Origin of the sequence: Gluconacetobacter dulcium, assembly GCF_014174165.1 — a bacterium.
GTDB classification, from domain to species: domain Bacteria; phylum Pseudomonadota; class Alphaproteobacteria; order Acetobacterales; family Acetobacteraceae; genus Gluconacetobacter; species Gluconacetobacter dulcium.
The window spans coordinates 1-21,655 of record NZ_JABEQN010000002.1 but is presented as its reverse complement, the minus strand read 5'-3'; the positions used below and the strand labels follow the sequence as shown (position 1 = coordinate 21,655).

Here is a 21,655-nt window from a genome sequence, read left to right as displayed (position 1 = left end):
ACCGCTCAGATCGCATTGCGGACCGAAATCACGACCTGCCCGTCCAGCATGTCCACGCGGCGTTTCGCCAGGTCGGCATGGCTGGGCGAATGGGTGACCATCACGATGGTCGCCCCCTCGTCGTTCAGGCGCTGGAGAATATCCATCACCTGCGCGCCGTTTTCGGTATCGAGGTTACCGGTCGGCTCATCCGCCAGGATCAGGCGCGGCTCGCCGACGATGGCACGGGCAATCGCCGCGCGCTGCTGCTGCCCGCCCGAAAGCTGCGAGGGATAATGCCGTGCCCGATGGGCAATCCCCACATGGTCCATGGCATGCGCCACCCGCCGCCGCCGCTCGGCCTTGGGCATCCGGCGATAGATCAGCGCAAGCTCGATATTCTCCTCGATCGTCAGTTCGTCGATCAGATTGAAACTCTGGAAGACATAACCCAGGTTTTCACGCCGGAATGCCGCCAGCGCCGCCTCGCCCAGTTCGGTCAGTTCCTGCCCGCCGAAGGAATAGGAGCCCCCGGTCGGCCGGTCGATGGTGCCGAGAATGTTCAGCAGCGTGGACTTGCCGCAGCCCGAAGGGCCCATGATGGCGACGAATTCGCCCGCCTCGATACCAAGCTCGATATCGAGCAGCGCCGTCGTCTCCACCTCGTCGGAGCGATAGAGGCGCTGGATGTGGGAAAGGGAGATCAGCATGTCCGTTGCATTCCGTTCGTTGCGTGGCCGTTGGTCAGTGAATCGAAAGATGATTGAAATTCTTGTAGGAATTATAAGACGAGACGATCACGCGGTCCCCCGCGCGCAGCCCGCCCGTCATTTCGACCTGCTCGGGGTTACGCCGCCCGGAGGTAATCGCCACCCGGTCGGCGCCATGCCCGTCCGGCGTCACGACAAAGGCCGCCGACCCGCCCCCGGCTTCCAGCCAGGCGCCGTTGGGCAGCACCAGCGCCGGATGCGTCTCACCCAGCGTAATCCGCACATCCACGCTCTCGCCCCGGCGCAACCCGGCCGGCATCGCCCCGTCGAAGGTCAGTTCGGCGCGGAACTGCCCGTTGGTCACCTGCGGATGCACGCGCGTCACCGTCATCGCCGCCTTGGCGTCGCCGATCTCGGCATCCGCCCGCTGCCCGACCGAGACCCGGCCCAGATAGAATTCGTCGATATCGGCATCGAGGCGATATTGCCCCTCGCTGTCGATCTGCCCGATCCGGTCACCCGCCTTCAGCGATTGCCCCGGCTGAAGGTCGAAATTCGTCAGCCGTCCCGCCACCGGCGCGCGCAGCACCAGCGCGCCCAGACTGTCCTCCACCACTGCCAGATTGCTGCGCAGGCGCTGCGCCTCGCGGTCGATCTCGTCGCTCTGGCGGGCCGCGACCGCCATGTCCTGCGTTCGCGCCGCATCCAGCCGGGCCACCCGGTTCGCGTCATAGTCGGCCTCGTCGCGATAGCTTTGCAGGTTGGCGTCGGATTCGAACCCCTGCCCATGAAGCTGTTCGTGAATCTCCAGTTCCCGGCGCGCTTTCAGCAGATTGTAGCGCGCCTCGCCAAGCTGGCTTTCCTCGCTGGTCCGCGTCTGCTGCAACGCCAGCCGCTGCGCGCTGACCGCGCCCAACTGGCTGGCGATCTGCGCCTCGCGGGACGTGACATCGAGCTGAAGCTGCGGGTTGGTCAGCCGCGCGAGAATATCGCCCCTGGCCACCAGCACGCCGTCATGCGCCACGACCTCCGACACCTCGCCACCCTGCACCGCGCCCACATAGGTCACATGCAGCGGCGCCACACTGGCGCGCACGGGAAGATAATCGAGAAACGGCGCCGAGCGGACGGTCTCGATCGTCAACTGGTCATTGCGCACCGACAGCGTGCCGGAGGCCGGCACCATCCGCCACACCATCGCCCCGGCCGCCACCACGGCCACCGCCGCCCCCCAGCGCACCGCGCGACGCATCCGCACATGGTGGCGCGGACGACGCACCGCCCGATCCATCCCGCCACCGGGCAGCGGACGGGTCGGCGACGGCACGGCGTCGGGGGATGAAATCGGTCGGTCCATGCTCTGTTTCCCTCGTTCGCAAACAGTGTATGGTACCCGAACGGATTTTTATCCCATTGTAAAACAACGATGTTTTTCGGATCACTCCCTCTCCCTGTCCGCCAGCGGACAAACTGTCCGAAACCGGACAGCCGGGCAGGCCTGTCAAGACGGATATCCGCACGACCGCGAAACGACACAAAACGAATCGGGAGCACCCACACCATGACGGACCCGGCCAACCCGCCAACGGTCCTCTTCGTCGACGACGATACCGACATCCAGTCCGCCGCCCGCCTGCTGCTCACACGGCGCGGCTTTCGCGTGCTCCCGGCCCACGACGCGGCGGAGGCCCTGACCCGCGTCGCCGCCGACCCGATCGACCTGGTGCTGCTGGATCTGAATTACGCACCGGGCGCCACCACCGGGGCGGAAGGGCTGGCGCTGCTGCGCGACCTGCACGCGCTGCGTCCCGCCCTGCCGGTCATCGTCGTCACGGGCCATAGCGGGGTGGCCATCGCCGTCGCCGCCATGCGCGAAGGCGCCACCGATTTCGTCATGAAGCCATGGCATAACGAACGGCTGGTCACCCTGCTGCACGACACGCTGGACCGCCTGCGGCGCGAGGCCGGAACGATGGAAGCGGATTCCGAAACCGGCGAACCGGTCCTGATCGCGGTTTCCGGCCCGATACGCACGGCCGTCGCCCTTGCGGACCGCATCGCGCCCACCCGCGCGCACATGCTGCTCTCCGGCCCGCCCGGCAGCGGCAAGACCCTGCTGGCCCGCCGCATCCATGCCCGCTCGGGCGACACCGCGCCACCGGTCATGCTCGACGCCGAGGGCCTGTCCACCCTCCCCCCCGGACGCGGCACCTGGATCATGCGCGGGATCGAATCCCTGCCGCCCACGCTCCAGCGCACCCTGGCCGACAGGCTGGACGACGCCGCCCCGCCACGCATCCTCGCCCTCTCCTCCCTGGGGGCGGAGGAGCTTGCCGCCCGCCTGCCGCCACGGCTGTGGCTGCCCCTCGACGCGGTGCGCGTCACGCTGCCGCCGCTGGCCGGCCGCCAGGACGACATTCCCGCACTTGCCGCGCATTTCCTGCATTATTTCGCCATCCGCCACGGCCTGCCCGAACCCGCGCTGGACACGGCCTCCCTCGACGCCCTCCATCTGCGCCCCTGGCCGCAGAATATCCGCGAACTGCGCGCGGCGATGGAGCGGATGGTGGTCCTGGGCGACGCAGCCGCTCCCCTGCCCGGCGACAGCACACACACGCAGGACGCCCCCACGCTGGCCCAGTCCGAACAGGCGCTGATCGAGGCCGCGCTGCGCCGCCACGGGTTCAACGTCTCGCACGCGGCGCGCGACCTCGGGCTCACCCGTCCCGCCCTGTACCGCCGCATGGCGCGCTACGGCCTGTAATGCGCGCCATCCGCAGCTTCGCGGTCTGCATCGTCCTGGTCGCGGGCGCCTGCCTGCTGGCGCCGCGCGCGCTGGCGGCCGGCCTCTATGCCACCGCCACCCTGCTTACCCTGGCCGCGCTGGCGGCAACGCTGATCCATGTCGGCCTGCTGGCCGCCCTGGCCCGGCGCCCCGTGCGGGTGGAAAGCGCCATCGTCCGCCCCTCGGACCGCGAGCGCCTGCGCAACCGCGCCCTGCTGGACCACGCTCCCATCCCCCTGCTCTACCGCACGGGCGACGGCGCCTTCCACGCCGCCAACCGCGCCGCCCGCCGCCTGTTCGGCACCGAGGACCGCCTGCCCGCCGACACGGCCGCCCTGCTGGGCACGCCGTCGCCCGAACGCCGCGTCGTGCGCATTCCCACAATGCAGGATGCCCCGCCGCGCACCTTCGCCCTGGCCGTGGCGCAGGGCAGCGGGTCAGGCGGCGTCACGCATTTCCTGGCCCTGACCGATATCGAGGCGGAACTGAACGCCGCCGACGCCCGCACCCTGCGCGACCTGCTCCAGATCCTCGGCCACGAGATCATGAATTCGCTCACCCCGATCATCTCGCTGGCCGAAACGGCGCACGAACTGGCCGCCCCCCCGCTCGACCCGGCGGCGGCGGAGACGATCCGCGAGGCCCTGGGCACCATCCTGCGCCGCACCCGCGGGCTCGACCGCTTCGTGCAGGGCTATCGCGACCTGGCGCGCCTGCCGCCCCCCGACCCGCGCCCGACCGACCTGCACGACCTGCTGCGCGGACTGGGCGCGCTGTTCGGCGCCCGCTGGGGCCACCGCATCCGGCTGGACACCACCATGCCGCCCCGCCGCGTCATCGTGCGCCTCGACGTGGCGCAGATGGAACAGGCCGTGCTGAACCTTCTCACCAACGCGGCGGAAGCCGCCCTCGCCACCGCCGATCCCGCCGGCCCCACCGTCTGGCTCCAAGGCCACGCCACATCGACCGGCATGGTCATCGCCATCCGCGACAATGGCGCCGGCATCGCGGACGCCCACCGCGACGCGGTCTTCCGCCCGTTCTTCTCGCTGAAGCCCAACGGCAGCGGCATCGGCCTCAGCCTCGCCCGCCAGATCGCCCTGGCCCATGGCGGCTCGCTCACCCTGGAGCCATCCCGGCCCGACACGCCATGGCGCACCGCGTTCCTGCTCAGCCTGTAGGAGCCCGCCCGGCGGAATATTATTTTGACTCCATATCATTCTTGTCCGATAATAATTACAGGTCCGCTCCATACAGGTTTTCCGTCAACGGCGACGGATCGACCAGGCGCGGTCAGAAACCACACGACGAGACACCGGAAAGTCAAAGACGGCTTTCATGCCCGCAGAGGGCGCGTCCTCCTGATTGCAAGGCGGACGCTGGATGCTGCACCGTGGACAAGGGATTTTTCAAAGCCGGTCATCCGCGCACGCTGCTTGCGGCGTTTCTCTATTTCGATGTGTCCTTCATGGTCTGGGTTCTGCTCGGGCCGCTGGGCATCGCCATCGCCCATGACCTGCATCTCAATGCCGGGCAAAAAGGTTTTCTGGTCGCCATACCGGTGCTGGCCGGCGCGGCATTCCGCGTCGTCGCCGGCGCGCTGGTCGATCGTTTCGGCCCCCGCCGGGTCGCCATCGCCATGCAGCTTCTCGTCATCGCCGGCCTCGCCGCAAGCTGGATGATCGCCCCCCACAGCTATGCGGGCCTGTTTCCCGTCGCCCTGGTCCTGGGCGTGGCCGGCGCCTCCTTCGCGGTCGCGCTGCCCCTCGCGTCGGGATGGTACCCGCCGCACTATCAGGGCACGGCGCTGGGCATCGCGGGCGCGGGCAATTCCGGCACCGCGCTCGCCGCCCTCTTCGCGCCGGGGCTGGCCGTCCTTTATGGCTGGGTGAACGTGCTGGGCCTCGCCACCCTCCCGCTGGCCGCCGTGCTCTGCGCCTTCCTGTTCCTCGCCAAGGAACCGCCCCGCCGCCCCTCCGCCGGCCTCGTCGCCTGGCTGCCGGTGCTCAGGAAAGCCGATTGCTGGGCATTGATGTTCTTCTACGGCGTCACGTTCGGCGGCTTCGTCGGCCTGGCCTCCTTCCTGACGATCTATTTCAACGACCAGTACGGGCTGGCGCCGACGGTGGCGGGCAGTTGCACGGCTCTGGTCGTGTTCGTCGGCTCCTTCGTCCGCCCGCTGGGCGGCGCGCTGGCCGATCGCGTCGGCGGCGACCGCGCGCTGTGCATCCTCTACGCCGCCGCCGCCGTCATCTTCGGCCTGATCGGCAGCGGCCTGCCCACCATCTGGCTGGCCTTTCCGGCCTTCTTCGCCGGGATGCTGGTGCTGGGGCTGGGCAACGGCGCCGTCTTCCAGCTCGTGCCGACCCTCTTCCCCCGGCAGGTCGGTATCCTGACCGGCCTGGTGGGCATGAGCGGCGGCGTGGGCGGGTTCTACCTCGCCTCGTCGCTCGGCGCGGCGCGGCAGGCAACAGGGTCGTACGGCCCCGGCTTCCTCGCCTTCGCCGGCATCGCCCTGCTCGCCCTCGGCTGCGTGTCGGTCTGCCGCCGACGCTGGAAGACCATATCGGTCCGGCCGCTGCCCGACAGCACGGAACTTCCCGCCGCCCTCTGATCCTCCTTCGAGACACGGACCCCGAACGTGCCCCATGAACAGACCGGCGCGCGCCCGACACGCGCCATCGTCCGATCGCCCGTCCGATCGCCCGCCCGCGCCGCCAACACGGCGCTGCTGGCCGCCGCCCTGCTCGCGCGCCCGGCCCACGCCGCCACGCCGGCCGACCACGCGGCACCGACCGCGCACAGCCAGCAGACGGCCGCCGGAAAGACCGCACCCTCCCGCAAACAACCGCCCCATACCCGCGACTGGGGCGTATTCAATGCCGCCAAAAGCGCCGCCGCTGGGTTCGGCGCCGTCAACGGCTTCGGCCAGGCCCGCTGGGCGGAGGACTGGAGCGACCTCGCCACCGCCTCTCCGGCACGCCGGAGGCAGGACTGGTTCAATCGCCTCAAATATATCCGCCTGACCGACAAGGGCGATATCTGGCTGTCGATCAGCGGCGAGGAACGCCTGCGCTACATCTTCGAAAACCAGCCGATGATGGGCACGGCCGGCAAGACGAACGCCAGCCGCATCCTGCTGCGCACCATGTATGGCGCCGACCTGCATCTCGGCGAGCATATCCGCGCCTACGCCGAATTTCTCTGGGGCGTCGGCGGCGGCAGCAATTATTACGGCTATCAGGCCGGCACCCAGCGCGAACGGCTCGACCTCCAGCAGGGCATTCTGGAGGTCAAGGGCAACCTGCTCGGCGCGAAGATGGGCGCCATCGGCGGCCGACAGGTCTTTCTCGATGCGCCGATTTCCATGCAGTCGGCCCGCGACCTGCCCAACGTGCAGCAGACATGGGATGGTTTCCGGGGCTACGCCGTCTGGAAATCCGTCCGCGTCGACCTGTTCGATTTCATGCAGACCAACAAGCTGCCGCGCAATGTCTTCGCCGACGGCACCAGCTACAACGCCCGGATGTACGGCGCCTACACATCGACCGCCCTGCCCTCCTTCTCGTTCCTGGGGCAGAAGACCCACATCTTCGCCGACGTCTTTTTCCTCGGCTATCTCTTCAACGGCCCCGCCGCCGCCCTCCCGGCGGCGCAGAGCGGCAAGGCGCAGCCCGGCTCGACCCGCCGCGACAATATCGGCACCCGCCTCTGGGGCACCGCCGGCCCCTTCGATGCCAGCCTGACGGGCGTATTCCAGGGCGGCGAATTCCGCCCGGCGGGCAATGCGGGGCCGACGCGCGCGGTGCGCGCCTACGCCGTCAACGGCGTCGCCAACTGGAACGGCGGCACCCTGCCCGGCAAACCCACCTTCGGCATCCAGGCCGACCTGTTCTCGGGGGGCTCCTACCACAGCAAGGACGGCGCCGTCGGCACCTTCGCCACGCCGTATTTCCCGCTCCCATACTACAACGATGTCACGCTGGCCGTCACCTCGCAGAACCTCGTCGGCGTGGGTCCGGTCATCACCGCCACCCCGCTCTCCACCGTCCACCTGCGGCTGCATGTGCCGGTCTTCTGGCGCGAGAGCACGCAGGATGCCGTCTACGGCACGGGAAAGATCTATTCCTGGCGCAACACGCTCCATGGCGGCTTCATCGGCGTCACGCCCCAGGCGCAGCTCGCCTGGAATTTCGCACCGCACTGGGCCTGGACGCACGACATCGCGGGCTTCGCCGCCTCGCACGGCATGCGCCAGGCGGGGGCGAAGAGCGGCGTGTTCTACATGCAGACCGTGGAATTCAAATTCTGACCACACGGCCCGCGCGCGACAGTACGGCGCACGCAACGGCACAGCGCACGCGACGGCGCGCAAGACGGAAGGACGCACCATCATGACCAGCACCGGCACCATCGTCATCATCGGCAACGGCATGGTCGGCCATTACTGCGCCGAACAACTGGTCATGCACGGCCTGCACGAACGCCACGCCATCCACGTCTTCGGCGAGGAACTGCACGACGCCTACGACCGCGTGCATCTCACCGCCTACATGACCGGGCAGGACGCCGCCGCCCTGGCCCTGCACAGGCAGGATTTCCATACCGCCCACGGTCTCACCCTGCATCGCGGCGTCCGCGTCACGGCGATCGACCGCGCCGCCCGGACCATCGAGAGCACCGAAGGCACCCTGCCCTACCACACGCTCATCATCGCAACCGGCTCCACACCCTTCGTGCCGCCCGTGCCCGGCAACAGCGGCACCGCCGGGCTGGTCTATCGCACGCTGGACGACCTGGACCTGATCCGCGCCGCCGCCGACGGCGCATCCCGTGGCGTCGTCATCGGCGGCGGCCTGCTGGGGCTGGAAGCCGCCAACGCGCTGGCCGGGCTGGGGCTGTCCACATCGGTCGTCGAATTCGCCCCGCGCCTCATGCCCGTGCAACTCGACGACGCGGGCGGCCAGGCCCTGAAACAGCGGATCGAGGCCCTGGGCATCGCGGTGCTGACCAGCCACGCGACGCGCGAGATCGTGGCCGGGGAAACATGCCGCCACCGCCTCGTCTTCGCCGATGACAGCGTTCTGGAAACCGATCTGGTCGTCTTCTCCGCCGGCATCCGGCCGCAGGACCGTCTGGCCCGCGCCTGCGACCTCGCCATCGCCCCGCGCGGCGGCATCGTCATCGACGATTCCTGCCGCACGTCCGATCCCGCGATCTTCGCCATCGGCGAATGCGCCGCCTGGAACGGCCAGGTCTTCGGCCTGGTCGCGCCGGGCTACGCCATGGCCCGCACCGTCGCCGCCCTTCTCGCCGGCGAAGACGCCACATTCGGCGGCGCGGACATGTCCACCAAGCTCAAGCTGCTGGGCGTCGATGTCGGCTCCATCGGCGACGCCCACGGCGCGACCGCCGACAGCCGCAGCTATCGCTTCATCGGCGAGGCCGACGGGTCATACCGCCGGCTGGTCCTGTCGGGCGACGGCGCGCGCGTGATCGGCGCGGTGCTGGTCGGCGACAATTCCTATTATGATACGATCCTGCAATATGTGCAGAACGCCATCAAACCGCCCGCCGACCCCGCGGTGCTGATCCTGCCGCGCGGCGACGGCGCGGACCTGCTGGGCGCCGACTCCCTGCCCGACACCGCCACCATCTGCTCGTGCCACAACGTCACCAAGGGCGCGATCCGCGCCGCCATCGACGCGGGCTGCACCGATCTGGCCACCCTGAAATGCGACACCAAGGCCAGCACCGGCTGCGGCGGCTGCACGGCGCTGCTGAAGAGCGTATTCGAGACCGACCTGGAAGCACGCGGCATCACCGTCGATCGCAGCCTGTGCGAGCATTTCTCCTATACCCGGCAGGAGCTGTACTCCCTGGTCCGCGTGCACGGACTCCAGACATTCGAAGACCTGATGGCGCATCATGGCAATGGCGGCCTCGGCTGCGACATCTGCAAGCCCGCGATCGGCTCGATCCTCGCCTCGGCCTGGAACAAGCCGATCACCGACCCGCTCTACATCCCGTTGCAGGACACGAACGACACGTTCATGGCCAACATGCAGAAAAACGGCACCTACTCGGTGGTGCCCCGCATCGCCGGCGGCGAAATCACGCCCGACAGGCTGATCGTTCTGGGCCAGGTCGCGAAGAAATACGGGCTCTACACCAAGATCACCGGCGGCCAGCGCATCGACCTGTTCGGCGCCCAGCTTCACCATTTGCCCGACATCTGGACCGAACTGCTCGATGCCGGCTTCGAAACCGGCCACGCCTACGGAAAATCGACCCGCACCGTCAAATCCTGCGTCGGCAGCACATGGTGCCGCTACGGCGTGCAGGACAGCGTAGGCAAGGCGCTGGATCTGGAAAACCGCTACAAGGGCCTGCGCTCGCCGCACAAGCTCAAATTCGCGGTCTCCGGCTGCACGCGCGAATGCGCCGAGGCGCAGAGCAAGGATGTCGGCATCATCGCCACCGAAAACGGCTGGAACCTCTATGTCTGCGGCAATGGCGGCATGCGCCCCCGGCACGCCGAACTGTTCGCGACCGACCTCGATGCCGAAACGCTGGTCCGCTACATCGACCGTTTCCTGATGTTCTATATCCGCACGGCGGACAAGCTCCAGCGCACCTCCGTCTGGCGGGAAAATCTCGAAGGCGGGCTGGACTATCTGCGCGATGTCATCATCCACGATTCACTGGGCATCTGTGCCGAGCTGGAACGCCAGATGCAATCGGTGGTGGACCACTATCATTGCGAATGGCGCGACGCGCTGAACGACCGCGACAAGCTCAAGCGGTTCCGCACCTTCGTCAACGATACCCGCCCGGACCCCAATATCCGCACCCTGCCGGAACGCGATCAGGTCCGCCCCGCCGACAACCTGCCGGAAACCGCGCCCGAAGCCGGCCCCGCCGACTGGACCGACCTGTGCGGCCAGACCGACCTGGTGCCCCGCTCCGGCGTCGTGGCCTGGCACGACGGCAGCCAGATCGCCCTGTTCTACCTGCCCGAAACGGACGGCGCGCCCGCCCATGTCTACGCCATCGACAACCACGATCCGTTCTCCAACGCCAACGTCATCGGGCGCGGCCTGATGGGCGACCTGAAAGGCCAGCGGATCGTGGCCTCCCCGCTCTACAAGCAGCATTTCCGCCTGGAAGACGGCCAGTGCCTGGAAGACGCCGCCATCCGCCTGCGAACATGGGATGCCCGCCTGCACGACGGCACGGTGCAGATCCGGGCGAAACTCCCGGCGGCGCCGGCCCTCGTCCCCGCCTGAGGCAGCATGGCCAGGGAAGACATCCGCTCCGTCTGCCCCTATTGCGGGGTCGGCTGCGGCCTCATCCTCGAAGTGGAAGACGGCACGATCGCGAAGGTGCGCGGCGACCCCGCGCACCCGTCGAATGCCGGCCGGCTGTGTACCAAGGGCAGTTCGTGCGACAAACCCCTGTCCTCGCCCCAGCGTCTCGCCCACGCGGCACTCAGGGCGGAACGCGGCGGCGCGGCCACGCCCGCCCCGCTGCATCAGGCGATCGAGGCCACCGCCCGGCGCCTGCGCGCCATCCTCGACACGCACGGCCCCGACGCGATCGCCTTCTACGTCTCCGGCCAGATGTCGCTGGAAGCGCAGTATCTGATCAACAAGCTGGCGAAGGGCTATGTCCGCAGTCAGTATATCGAATCCAATTCCCGCCTCTGCATGGCCGCCGCCGGCAGCGGCTACAAGCTGTCGCTCGGCGCCGACGCCCCGCCCGGCAGCTACGAGGATTTCGACAGTACCAACCTGTTCTTCGTCATCGGCGCGAACATGGCCGATTGCCACCCGATCCTGTTCCTGCGGCTGATGGATCGCAAACGCGCGGGCGCGAAGCTGGTCGTCGTCGATCCCCGCCGCACCGCGACGGCGGACAAGGCCGATCTGTATCTTCCCATCCGTCCCGGCACCGACCTCGCCCTGCTCAACGGCCTGCTGCACCTGCTGGTCCGCGACGGCGCCATCGACAGCCGCTTCATCGCCCAGGCGACCACCGGCTGGGACGCCATGCCCGCCTTCCTGGCCGACTACCCGCCCGAAACGGTGGCGGACATCACCGGCCTCCCGGTCGCCGATATCCTGACCACGGCACGCTGGATCGCCGAGGCGGGCGCGTGGATGAGCCTGTGGACCATGGGCCTCAACCAGAGCCTGACCGGCACATGGAACACCAATGCCCTGTGCAACCTGCACCTGGCCACCGGCACGATCTGCCGCCCCGGCTGCGGCCCGTTCTCGCTGACCGGCCAGCCCAACGCCATGGGCGGGCGCGAGATGGGCTATATGGGGCCAGGCCTGCCCGGCCAGCGCAGCGCGCTGGTCGCCGCCGACCGCGCCTTCGCCGAACGGCAATGGGGCCTCCCGCCCGGCACGGTGCGCGAAGCCGGCGGCAACGGCGCGATCGCGATGTTCGCGGCGATGGAACGCGGCGCAATCCGCGCCTGCTGGGTCATCTGCACCAACCCCGTCGCCACCGTCGCCAATCGCAACCACGTCATCCGCGCCCTGCAAGCCGCCGAATGCGTGATCGTGCAGGACGCCTTCGCCGACAGCGAAACCACGCGCTACGCCGACATCCTGCTCCCCGGCGCGCTCTGGGCCGAGGCCGACGGCGTGCAGGTCAATTCCGACCGCACCCTGACGCTGGCCCGCAAGGCCGTCGCCCCACCCGGCGAGGCCCTGGCGGATTGGGAGATCATCGCCCGCGTCGCCTGCGCCATGGGCTTCGCGGACGGCTTCTCCTTCACCTCCGCCGCCGAAATCTTCGCCGAGGCCAGCCGCTTCACCAATCCGGCGACCGGCTACGACATCGCCGGCATCAGTCATGACCGCCTGCGCGCCGGCCCCGTCCAGTGGCCGGCCCCCGAAGGCGATACCCTCTCCCGCCACCCCATCCGCTACCTGCCCGCACCGGGCGCCCCGCCCGTCTTCGCCACACCGGACGGCCGCGCCGTCTTCCATGCCCGCCCATGGATGCGCCCCGAGGAATGGCCGGACGAAGAGTTCCCCTTCGTGCTGAACAGCGGCCGCCTGCAACATCAGTGGCACACCCTCACCAAGACCGGCCGCGTCGAAAGCCTCAACCGCCTCAACCCCGGCCCCTTCGTCGAGATCGCCGCCGAAGACGCCCGCGCGCTCGGCCTCCAGCGGGGCGATGCCGTCCGCGTCACCTCCCGCCGGGGCAGCGTCACCCTGCCCGCGCGCGTCACCCAGGCCATCCGCCCCGGCACCTGCTTCGCCCCGTTCCACTGGAACGACCGTTTCGGCGACGACATCGCCGTCAACGCCGTCACCTCCGATGCCGTCGATCCCGTCTCCCTCCAGCCCGGCTTCAAGCTCTGCGCCGTCGCGCTGGAACGCATCGCGGCCTCCCCTCCCGCTCTCCGGCCCGAAGGACAGAACGACATGCCCCCCGGACAGATCGCCCGGCATCTCGGCCTGGCCACACCCGCGCCGCCCGCCCTCGCCGAAGACGCCAAAGCCTGGCTGGCCGGCTTTCTCGAAGGGCTGCGCCTCGCCCCACCCGCCCCCGGCATCGTGCCGCTGCTCCCCGCCGGGGCGCCGCTCGACCCGCTGGCCCGCGCCCATGTCGGCGGCCTGCTGGCCGGCCTCTACAGCCGCGGCACGCCCGATCCCGCCACCCCGGCCCCCTTGGCCCCGGCATCGCCACCACCCGCCATCCGCGTCTGGTGGGCCTCGCAGACCGGCCGTGCCGAGGCCCTCGCCGCCACCGTCGCCACCTGGCTGCGCGAGGCCGGCCACACGGTCGCCCTCGCCTGCCTCGATCAGTGCGAATCCGGCGATCCAGGCCCCGGCCGGGCCATCTTCGTCGTCTCCACCTTCGGCGACGGCGACCCGCCGGATTGCGCAACGCCGTTCTGGAACGCCCTGCGCATGCGTGAGGCCCCGTTGCCGGGCCTCACCTGCGCCATCCTCGCGCTGGGCGATTCCTCCTATGCCGGTTTCTGCGGCTTCGGCCGCGCGCTCGACACGCGCCTCCGCGCCCTCGGCGCCACCATGCTGCTGGACCGCACGGACTGCGAACCGGATTTCGACGACACGGTGGCGGCATGGCGCGGCACCCTGCTCACCGCCCTCGGCACCCACGCCGCCCCCGACATCACGGCCAAAACCCCCACCCCCCTCTCCGCGCCCGCCATCGGCACCCGCGACACGCCCGCCATCGCCCGCCTGGTCCTCAACGAGCCCCTGTGCACCGGCACAACCGACTTGGTTACATCCGACAAGGACACCCGCCGCATCGGCCTGGACCTGGGCGCGACCGGCCTCACCTGGCAGCCGGGCGACGCGCTGGGCATCTGGCCCTGCAACCCGGCCGCCCATGTCGAGGCCGCGCTGGCCGCCCTGCGCCTGCCGGAGGAAACACCGGTCGTCCTGCGCGGCCACGGCACCGTGGGGCTCCGCGAGGCCCTGCGCCGCCATCTCGACCTGTCGCGCCCCAACCCGGCCATGCGCGCCGCCCTGGACTGTGCCGAGGGCGGTTTTCTTCCCCACCTGCTGCGCGACGCGGCGCTCAAGGTCACGGCGCAGGACATCCCGCCCCTGTTCCGGCGCATGCAGCCCCGCCTTTATTCCATCGCCTCCTCGCCCAGGGCCTCGGGTCGCGTCGTGGAACTGACCGTGGGCGTCAATCGCGACCCGTGGCCCGGTCTCTGCTCCAACTGGCTCGCATCGCTTGCCGATGGCGGCGAGGTGCCGGTGTTCCTCCAGCCGACCTCGCATTTCCGCCTGCCGCGGGATGACGAGGCCCCGATCGTCATGATCGGCCCCGGCACCGGCATCGCCCCCTTCCGCGCCTTCCTTCAGGACCGCGCGGCCCGCAAGGCGCCCGGCCGCAACTGGCTGTTCTTCGGCGAACGCCATGCGGACCAGGGATTCTATTACCGGCAGGAGCTGGAGTCCTTCCGCGCCGACGGCTGCCTGACCCGGCTGGACACCGCCTTCTCGCGCGACCAGTCGGCGCGCGTCTACGTACAGGACCGCATGGAGGAAGCCGGAGCGGAATTGTGGGACTGGCTGCGGGCCGGCGCCTTCGTGTATGTCTGTGGTGACGCCGCCCGCATGGCACGGGATGTCGATGCCGCCCTGCACAGGATCGTCGCCCGTCATGGGGGCCTGTCCACCTCGGACGCCACCAGTTTCATGACCGCACTGACGCGGGAGAGCCGCTATCTGCGCGATGTCTATTGATGCCGATTGACAACCCGTCCGATCCCCTGGGCCGCACGGCCCGCCCGCCGATGACCGTCCTGGTCGCCGACGCGAACACGCGCCGCGCGCGGGCCCTGTCGGACGATCTCCGGGCCGATCCCTCCCTGCGCGTGCTGTCCGTCCCCGCCGGCACCGCCCTGATCGACGCCGTGCGGCAGCATCATCCGGACGTGGTGCTGGTCGATATGGGCCGCGCGGACCGCGACGCGCTGGACAGCATCCGCGCCCTCACCCAGCCGGCGCTCGAACGCCCCGTCGCCCTGTTCGTCGACAGGGACGACGTGGACCTGATGGAAACCGCCTTCGATATCGGCATCTGCTCCTATAACGTCCTGGAAGCACCGCCCGACGACGTCAAACCCCTGCTGCGCGCCGCCATCGCCCTCTATTCCCGCTTCAAGCGCACGCGCGGCGAACTGACCGAAGCCCAGCGCAAACTGGCGGAACAGAAACGCATCGACCAGGCGAAGAGACTTTTCATGAAGACCGAAAACACCACCGAGGATCAGGCTTACCGCTGGCTTCGCCGCCGCGCCATGCAGGAATCCCGGCGCATCGCCGCCGTCGCCGCCGATTACCTCGCCGCCCATGGGCAGGGTGACGAATCATGACCCGTGCCCTGCGCATCGGCCTGCTGCGCCTGACCGACAGCGCGCCGGTCGTCATCGCCCGCAATCACGGCCTGTTCGCCCGGCACGACATCGCGCCCGAGATCGTGCTCTCCCCCTCCTGGTCCAATATCGCCGACGGCCTGGCCTGGAAAACCCTCGACGCCGCCGTAATCTTTCCGCCGCTCGCCATCATGACGGCCCTCGGCCGGCGCGGCCACGCCGCATCCCTGCGCCCGCTCTGCACGCTCAGTCGCGGCGGCAACACGCTGGTCCTGCGCGGCACCAACCCGCTCGCCACCCCATGGCCGGCCGGCGCGGAGGGCAGACAGGCTTTCGACCGGTGGCAACAGTCCATCGGCCGCCGTCCGCGCCTCGCGGTGGTCCATATGTATTCCACCCACCTGCTCATCCTGCGCCGTTTCCTCGGACAGATCGGGGTGGAGATGGACAGCGGGATCGAGCTGGTCGTCATGCCGCCCGCCGATATGATCAGCGCCCTGGCCGATCGCGCCATCGACGGCGGCTGCGTCGGCCCCTCATGGGGCACGGAAGCCTGCCTGCGCGGCCTCGGCTTCCTTGTCGGCGGCTCCTCCACCGTCATGCCGTTTCATCTCGAAAAACTGCTCGTCATTTCAGACAGGATCGCCGACAGGGCCGACCGCGTCAAAGCCGCCCTGCGCGACGCCGTGGCCTATTGCCGGGCGCCGGACAACCGGCACGCCCTGGCGCAGGAACTCGCCCAGCCACCCGAGAAGGGCGGCCTCGCCCTGCCCGCCCGCGCGACCCTTGCAACATTGGACGAAAACACAACGCCCGAACCCGTCACCTTCGTCGCGAAAGAGGCCACACATCCCGATTTCGCATGGATCACGCAGGACATGCTCGATCTCGGCTGGATCGATGAAGACGAACGCCAGATCCTGGGGGTTTAGGGAAGAGCGCACGATGTGCGACACTCCCGTTCCAGATCGTCCCATTGCCCGAGCCAAGATCCATTCATGAAGCGTCTCCCGATTGTGTCTTGCCTGTCCGCCATGCTGGCGGTCGCCCTTGCATCGGGCCGCGCGCAGGCCGCCGGCGAGACGGCCGGCGGCCCGGCCGCCCTGGTCGCCCCCCGCATCGGCACCGGCGGGCCGGGGCACACCTTTCCGGGGGCGACGGTGCCCTTCGGCATGATCCAGCCTTCTCCCGACACCGCGATGCCGGACTTCCACCACGCCTATGACTGGGCCGGCGGCTATCAGTACAACGATCCCACCATCATGGGCTTCTCCCACACGCACTTCTCCGGCGCGGGCCATTCCGACCTCGGCGACGTGCTGCTCATGCCCATCTCCGGCGATGTCAGGATGGAACCGGGCGACCCCGCCAAACCACAGAGCGGCTATCGCTCACGCTTCCGCCACGCCACCGAAATCGAGCATCCCGGATATTACGCCGTAACGCTGGACGACTATGCCATCCGCGCCGAACTCACCGCCGGCCCGCGCGTGGGCTGGCACCGCTACATGTTCCCCGCCGACAAACCCGCCCATGTGCTGCTGGATCTCCGGCCCAGCATCTACGACTATCCCGGCAAGGTCCTGTGGACGCGGCTGCGGGTGCGCGCGGACGGCACGGTAACAGGCTGCCGCACCACGCGCGGCTGGGCACCGGGGCGCACCCTCTGCTTTGCAATGCGCTTCTCCCGCCCGACGACCGCCCGCATGCTCTACAATCGGGAAACCAACGTGCCCTATCGCGGCTTTCGCGGGCCGGGCAACGCGCCAACAGATCAGACCGTGCAAAACGGCCGCGCGGTCGAAGCGGTCTTCGATTTCGGCAAGCTGAATGGCCCGCTGGAAGTCAAAGTCGCGATCTCTCCCGTCAGCGAAACGAACGCCATCGCCAATCTCGATGCCGAAGGCCAGGGCTGGGATTTCGACGCCCGCCACGCCGACGCCACCGCCGCATGGAACCGCGCCCTGTCGGTCATCGAAGCCTCCGGCACGCCGGACCAGCAGACGCAGTTCTACACCGCGCTCTATCACGCCATGCTCGCCCCGACCCTGAGCATGGACACCAACGGCGACTATCGCGGCCCGGATCAGGAGATCCACAAGGCGCGGGGCTTCGGCTTCTACTCCACATGGTCCACCTGGGATGTCTATCGCGCCCAGCAACCGCTCATGGCCCTGCTGCGCCCGGACATGAGCACGCAGTTCGTGCGTTCGCTGATCGCGGCCCAGCAGGCCAGCCCGGTGGGCGTCCTGCCGGTCTGGTCCTATCAGGGGCTGGAGACATGGTGCATGACCGGCTACCACGCCGTGCCGATCATCGCGGACGCCTATCTCGCCGGCGTACGCGGCTTCGACGCGGACGCCGCATTGAATGCCATGGTCGCCTCCGCAACGTCACCCGTCTACGGCGACCTGACGGACTACATCAAGCTGGGCTACGTCCCGATCGACAAGGAAGCCGAAGCCGGCTCCAAGACACTGGAATACGCCTATGACGACTGGTCCCTCGCCCGGATGGCCCGCGCGATGGGCAAGACGCACATTGCGGAAGAATTTGAGAAACGCGCCGGCAACTGGCGCAACGAGTGGGACCCCAAGACCGGCTTCCTCCGCGCCCGCCTGAGCACCGGCGCATTCCACACGCCCTTCGACCCCACCGCTGCGGCCTATGGCAGCGACTATACCGAGGGCAATGCGTGGCAATATCTGTGGTTCGTACCGCAGGACGTTCCCGGCCTGATCGCGACCATTGGCGGCAACGCGACCTTCATCGCAAAGCTGGACGAGCTGTTCGATACGAAAGTCGATCCCGCGCAATTCAAAAATGTCGAGGATATCAGCGGCCTGATCGGCTGGTACGCCCACGGCAACGAGCCGAGCCACCACATCGCCTATCTCTACGATTATGCCGGCGCCCCATGGAAGACGCAGCAGCGCCTACGCCAGATCATGGAGAGCCAGTACAACGCCCATCCCGACGGCCTGGCCGGCAATGACGATCTGGGCCAGACATCGGCGTGGTACCTGTTCACCGCGCTGGGCTTCTATCCCGTCGCACCCGGCAGCAACGACTACACGATCGGCCGCCCGTTCCTGTCAAAAGCGGTGATCCACCTGCCCCATGGCCGCACCTTCACCATGACGGCCGACCATCTGGACGCGGATCACCCCTATGTCGCGTCCGTAACCCTCAACGGCAAGCCGCAGGACCTGCTGCACCTGCGACATGCCGACATCCTCAAGGGCGGCGCACTGCATTTCGTCATGCAGGCCCAGCCGAAACAGCCTTGAGTCCATACAGGTCCGCAATCGCCCGAGCCGACAATATGTCGCCGGCCGGCCCGTCAGCGACGATCCGCCCTTCACGCATCAGGATCGCGCGGCCAAAAATCCGCGCGGCGCGCAACGGGTCGTGCGTCGTGGCCAGAATGCCATAGCCCTCGGCCGCCAACCGGCGCAGCAGGTCGGACAGGCGCTGCTGCTGCCCGTAATCCAGACCGGTCTCCGGTTCGTCCAGCACCAGCAGGCGCGCCCCCTGAACCAGCGCCCGCGCGATCAGAACCGCCTGCCGCTCACCCCCGGAGAGCGCGGCATAGGACCGATCCGCCAGATGGCCCACGGCAAGCCTCGCCAACGCCTGTTCGGCGGCCTCACGATCCGCCGCCGGCACAACCGGCGCCAGCATCGTCCCGCCGGCCAACCGCCCCAACGCCACCACATCGCGCACCCGATAGGGAAAGACGACCCCATGCCCCTGCGGCACGTACGCCAGATGGGTCGCCAGCGCGCGTCGTGTCATACCCGAAATGGACCGCCCGTCGAGCAGCACCCGCCCCGACACGGGCTGCAACAGCCGCAGGACCAGCCGCAGCAAAGTGGTCTTGCCCGTCCCGTTCGGCCCCAGCAGCGCAACCATCTCGCCCCCCCTTATCGCGAACGAGATCCCCTCCAACACCCCTCGCCCACCCCGCGCGAATGAGAGGCGGTCAACCACCAGTTCGGTCATTCCACCCACCCACGCCGGATCAGCCGCAGCACGCAGAGAAACACACCAACCCCCAGCAGGTCCGCGATCAGCCCGATAGGTATCTCCTCCACCGACACGCACCGCGCCAGATCATCGCAAACCAGCAGAAATATGCCGCCAATACAGGCACTAAGCGGCAATACCCGCGCATTGCACGGCCCCGCCAGCAACCGAGCGACATGCGGCACGATCAACCCGATCCAACCAATCATCCCCGCCACGGACACGGTCACCGCCGACAACACGGTCGCAACCGCGATCACCCCATAACGCAACACCCCAACCGGCACGCCAAGGGTCCGCGCCTCGTCATCACCCATGGCCAATGCATCCAGCATCCGCCCACAAAGCGTAAGTCCCACAACGCCGATCGCGACCGGAACCGCCATCACGACCACATCGGCTTCCGTCGCCTGCGTCAGGCTACCTAACAACCAAAAAACGATATCTGGCAATTGCTTATCAGGATCGGCCACATATTTCAGCAGCGACAGCAGCGCGGTAAACAGCGCCGTGCTGACCAATCCGCCAAACACCAGCATCAGCATCGACGCCGCATCAAACAGCCGCGCCACCCCCACCGCCGCCGCAACGGCAACAGCCCCTCCCGCGAATGACAGCAGATGCATGCCCATAGGCGAAGCCCCGCCCACGATCCCCAGCGCAGCCCCAAACCCCGCCCCCGCCAACACCCCAAGCAGCCCAGGCGAGACCAGCGGATTACGAAACACCGCCTGAAAACCCGCCCCCGAAACCGACAAGGCAGCCCCCACAACCACCGCGCCGGCCACCCGTGGCAAACGCGTCGCGAACAGAATGGAATGCAACAGAGTCCGCCGCGTCTCGGGCATCGCCCCGTCACGGCCCAGCAGCACCGTCATCAGTTCACCCTGCGGCACTCGGTACCGACCAAGTCCCAGTGACACCACGACAAGTACCAGCAATCCCCCCAGCGCCACACCCCACAGCGCGCGCTCGCGCCATACATTCATGGTGCGCTATCAGGTCCCTTGGCTGCCAGGATGCGCGCCGCATCGGAGGCAGGCAGGTCATATCCAAAAAAATCATGATAAAATCGGGTCGTTTCAGATATCATATCTAGCTTCGCGAAACGATCCGGATATAGGATTTGCGCCGTCCACAGAAGCTGGAGCGGAAATTCCACTCCATAGCGGTCCCATGGAAACACCCCCGCCGGATTGCGATAGACCCGCTCCCCTCGCACCGCGCGCAGCCCGGCCCATTGGGCAGCGGCGGGATCAAACACGCCAGCATCGCTCCCCAGAATGATAATGTCTGGATCCCATACCGCGATCTGTTCAACGGAAACTGGGTGCATATTGCCAGAAATATCGGCCGCGTTCCGCCCACCAGCCCGTGTGATCCACTCGTCGATAATCGTGTGTGTACCGTCAATCTTCAACGGAACCAACGACTGGATATGCAACACACGCGGACGGCGGGACTGCGGTATGTCAGTCACCGCCGCCGCCACCCGGTCCCGCGTCGCATCCAGCATCGCCACATAGCGCCCGGCAATCTCATGAGCGCGCGGATCACCCAGCACCTCCGCCGTCAACGCCACCGCCTGCCGCAACGACGTCTCATCGGTAAATCCCGCCTGCACCACCGGCAGCCCGATCCGCCGCATCGGCTCCAAAGCCAGTGAACCATTGGAGACGAACGCGACATCCACACCGGCATGGCGCAACATCTCCACATTCGGCACCGCCCCGACCACACCCGTAGCCCGATGCAGTTCCTGTGCCACGCGATACATCCACGGCCGCGTCTCCGGCAGGTCGTTGGTCACGGCGATACGCCCGCCGGCACCCAACATGATCGTCACGGCATTGTGCGCAAACCACAGATCGGCGATCCGGACTGGGTGATCCGGCGCAACCACACTCCGCCCCACCATATCCACGACTGTCCGTCCCTGCCCGATCGCAGGCCAGACAACCCACGAAGCCACAGCAAGAATCCGCAAGCTGACACATGGTCTCATTTCCGGCCCTCTATTTGACAGTGGACTATATCCCGTCAGACAGATCCGTCACCCCACGTTAATCTACTGAACCGCCCCGGGTTTACCGGAGAGTAAAACACTCAAAGGATGAGCCCTATGACGACCCAGAAATTCACCCCTGCCTATCCTGCTGAACTTCGAGAACGCGGAGTTCGGCTTTTTCGAGAGCACCGAGGTGACTATGCCAGCGACAATGCGGCTTACAAGGCGATTGCACCGAAGCTTGGTTGTTCTCCGGA

14 protein-coding genes are annotated in these 21,655 nt (G+C 68.0%); 9 read left to right on the top strand and 5 right to left on the bottom strand.

All coding sequences use genetic code 11. The features are described from left to right. Positions 1–5: 5 nt before the first annotated feature. Together HLH25_RS01770 and HLH25_RS01765 are read right to left on the bottom strand one after the other, a co-directional pair. Complete coding sequence (locus HLH25_RS01770; RefSeq protein ID WP_114727742.1) at positions 6–689, bottom strand: ABC transporter ATP-binding protein; 684 nt, start codon at positions 687–689, stop codon at positions 6–8. 34 nt (positions 690–723) lie between these two features. Beyond that, complete coding sequence (locus HLH25_RS01765) at positions 724–2,046, bottom strand: efflux RND transporter periplasmic adaptor subunit (protein ID WP_246400977.1); 1,323 nt, start codon at positions 2,044–2,046, stop codon at positions 724–726. Between the two features lie 204 nt (positions 2,047–2,250). Here HLH25_RS01765 and HLH25_RS01760 point away from each other — a divergent pair, with 204 nt between their 5' ends. The 9 genes from HLH25_RS01760 to HLH25_RS01720 all read left to right on the top strand — a co-directional run bounded on the left by HLH25_RS01760 (position 2,251) and on the right by HLH25_RS01720 (position 18,651). After that, on the top strand, positions 2,251–3,453 hold the full coding sequence (locus HLH25_RS01760) for a sigma-54-dependent transcriptional regulator (RefSeq protein ID WP_182972445.1): 1,203 nt from the start codon (positions 2,251–2,253) through the stop codon (positions 3,451–3,453). Continuing rightward, entirely contained in the window at positions 3,453–4,655 is a 1,203-nt protein-coding gene (locus tag HLH25_RS01755) for a sensor histidine kinase (protein ID WP_220791644.1), read from the top strand. The genes HLH25_RS01760 and HLH25_RS01755 overlap by 1 nt, the downstream gene beginning before the upstream one ends. 212 nt (positions 4,656–4,867) lie before the next feature. Beyond that, the gene (locus tag HLH25_RS01750) at positions 4,868–6,088 is read left to right on the top strand and encodes a nitrate/nitrite transporter (RefSeq protein WP_182972444.1); all 1,221 of its coding nucleotides are present in this window, start codon (positions 4,868–4,870) and stop codon (positions 6,086–6,088) included. 66 nt (positions 6,089–6,154) lie between these two features. Continuing rightward, positions 6,155–7,786, top strand: coding sequence for an alginate export family protein (locus tag HLH25_RS01745; protein WP_182972642.1), 1,632 nt, complete (start codon positions 6,155–6,157; stop codon positions 7,784–7,786). A gap of 82 nt (positions 7,787–7,868) precedes the next feature. Further along, positions 7,869–10,763 (top strand): nitrite reductase large subunit NirB, encoded by a 2,895-nt coding sequence (gene nirB / locus HLH25_RS01740; RefSeq protein ID WP_182972443.1) that lies wholly within the window; start codon positions 7,869–7,871, stop codon positions 10,761–10,763. Positions 10,764–10,769: 6 nt separating this feature from the next. Next, on the top strand, positions 10,770–14,729 hold the full coding sequence (locus tag HLH25_RS01735) for a bifunctional nitrate reductase/sulfite reductase flavoprotein subunit alpha (protein ID WP_182972442.1): 3,960 nt from the start codon (positions 10,770–10,772) through the stop codon (positions 14,727–14,729). After that, positions 14,729–15,361: an ANTAR domain-containing response regulator gene (locus HLH25_RS01730; RefSeq protein ID WP_246400975.1), complete on the top strand. Its 633-nt coding sequence runs from the start codon at positions 14,729–14,731 to the stop codon at positions 15,359–15,361. Before HLH25_RS01735 ends, HLH25_RS01730 begins: the two co-directional genes overlap by 1 nt. Further along, a complete protein-coding gene (locus HLH25_RS01725) occupies positions 15,358–16,293 on the top strand; it encodes an ABC transporter substrate-binding protein (protein WP_182972441.1) in 936 nt (311 codons plus the stop codon). Before HLH25_RS01730 ends, HLH25_RS01725 begins: the two co-directional genes overlap by 4 nt. A 66-nt stretch (positions 16,294–16,359) precedes the next feature. Then, the gene (locus HLH25_RS01720; RefSeq protein ID WP_182972440.1) at positions 16,360–18,651 is read left to right on the top strand and encodes a GH92 family glycosyl hydrolase; all 2,292 of its coding nucleotides are present in this window, start codon (positions 16,360–16,362) and stop codon (positions 18,649–18,651) included. Here the strand turns inward: HLH25_RS01720 and HLH25_RS01715 are convergent. The 3 genes from HLH25_RS01715 to HLH25_RS01705 are packed head-to-tail and all read right to left on the bottom strand — an operon-like array spanning position 18,623 to position 21,308. Beyond that, positions 18,623–19,366 (bottom strand): ABC transporter ATP-binding protein, encoded by a 744-nt coding sequence (locus tag HLH25_RS01715; RefSeq protein WP_182972439.1) that lies wholly within the window; start codon positions 19,364–19,366, stop codon positions 18,623–18,625. The genes HLH25_RS01720 and HLH25_RS01715 overlap by 29 nt on opposite strands. After that, positions 19,363–20,379 carry a FecCD family ABC transporter permease gene (locus HLH25_RS01710; RefSeq protein ID WP_182972438.1) on the bottom strand — a complete coding sequence of 339 codons (1,017 nt, stop codon included), beginning with the start codon at positions 20,377–20,379 and terminating at the stop codon, positions 19,363–19,365. The genes HLH25_RS01715 and HLH25_RS01710 overlap by 4 nt, the downstream gene beginning before the upstream one ends. Continuing rightward, positions 20,376–21,308 carry an ABC transporter substrate-binding protein gene (locus tag HLH25_RS01705; protein ID WP_246401034.1) on the bottom strand — a complete coding sequence of 311 codons (933 nt, stop codon included), beginning with the start codon at positions 21,306–21,308 and terminating at the stop codon, positions 20,376–20,378. The genes HLH25_RS01710 and HLH25_RS01705 overlap by 4 nt, the downstream gene beginning before the upstream one ends. Positions 21,309–21,655: the final 347 nt, after the last annotated feature.

Coding starts and splice junctions, on each gene's coding strand:
- HLH25_RS01765 (WP_246400977.1), bottom strand. CDS start 2,046: ATGGACCGACCGATTTCATCCCCCGACGCCGTGCCGTCGCCGACCCGT.
- HLH25_RS01705 (WP_246401034.1), bottom strand. CDS start 21,308: ATGGTGGGGCGGAGTGTGGTTGCGCCGGATCACCCAGTCCGGATCGCC.
- HLH25_RS01720 (WP_182972440.1), top strand. CDS start 16,360: ATGAAGCGTCTCCCGATTGTGTCTTGCCTGTCCGCCATGCTGGCGGTC.
- HLH25_RS01735 (WP_182972442.1), top strand. CDS start 10,770: ATGGCCAGGGAAGACATCCGCTCCGTCTGCCCCTATTGCGGGGTCGGC.
- HLH25_RS01730 (WP_246400975.1), top strand. CDS start 14,729: ATGCCGATTGACAACCCGTCCGATCCCCTGGGCCGCACGGCCCGCCCG.
- HLH25_RS01725 (WP_182972441.1), top strand. CDS start 15,358: ATGACCCGTGCCCTGCGCATCGGCCTGCTGCGCCTGACCGACAGCGCG.
- HLH25_RS01710 (WP_182972438.1), bottom strand. CDS start 20,379: ATGAATGTATGGCGCGAGCGCGCGCTGTGGGGTGTGGCGCTGGGGGGA.
- HLH25_RS01760 (WP_182972445.1), top strand. CDS start 2,251: ATGACGGACCCGGCCAACCCGCCAACGGTCCTCTTCGTCGACGACGAT.
- HLH25_RS01715 (WP_182972439.1), bottom strand. CDS start 19,366: ATGACCGAACTGGTGGTTGACCGCCTCTCATTCGCGCGGGGTGGGCGA.
- nirB (WP_182972443.1), top strand. CDS start 7,869: ATGACCAGCACCGGCACCATCGTCATCATCGGCAACGGCATGGTCGGC.
- HLH25_RS01770 (WP_114727742.1), bottom strand. CDS start 689: ATGCTGATCTCCCTTTCCCACATCCAGCGCCTCTATCGCTCCGACGAG.
- HLH25_RS01755 (WP_220791644.1), top strand. CDS start 3,453: ATGCGCGCCATCCGCAGCTTCGCGGTCTGCATCGTCCTGGTCGCGGGC.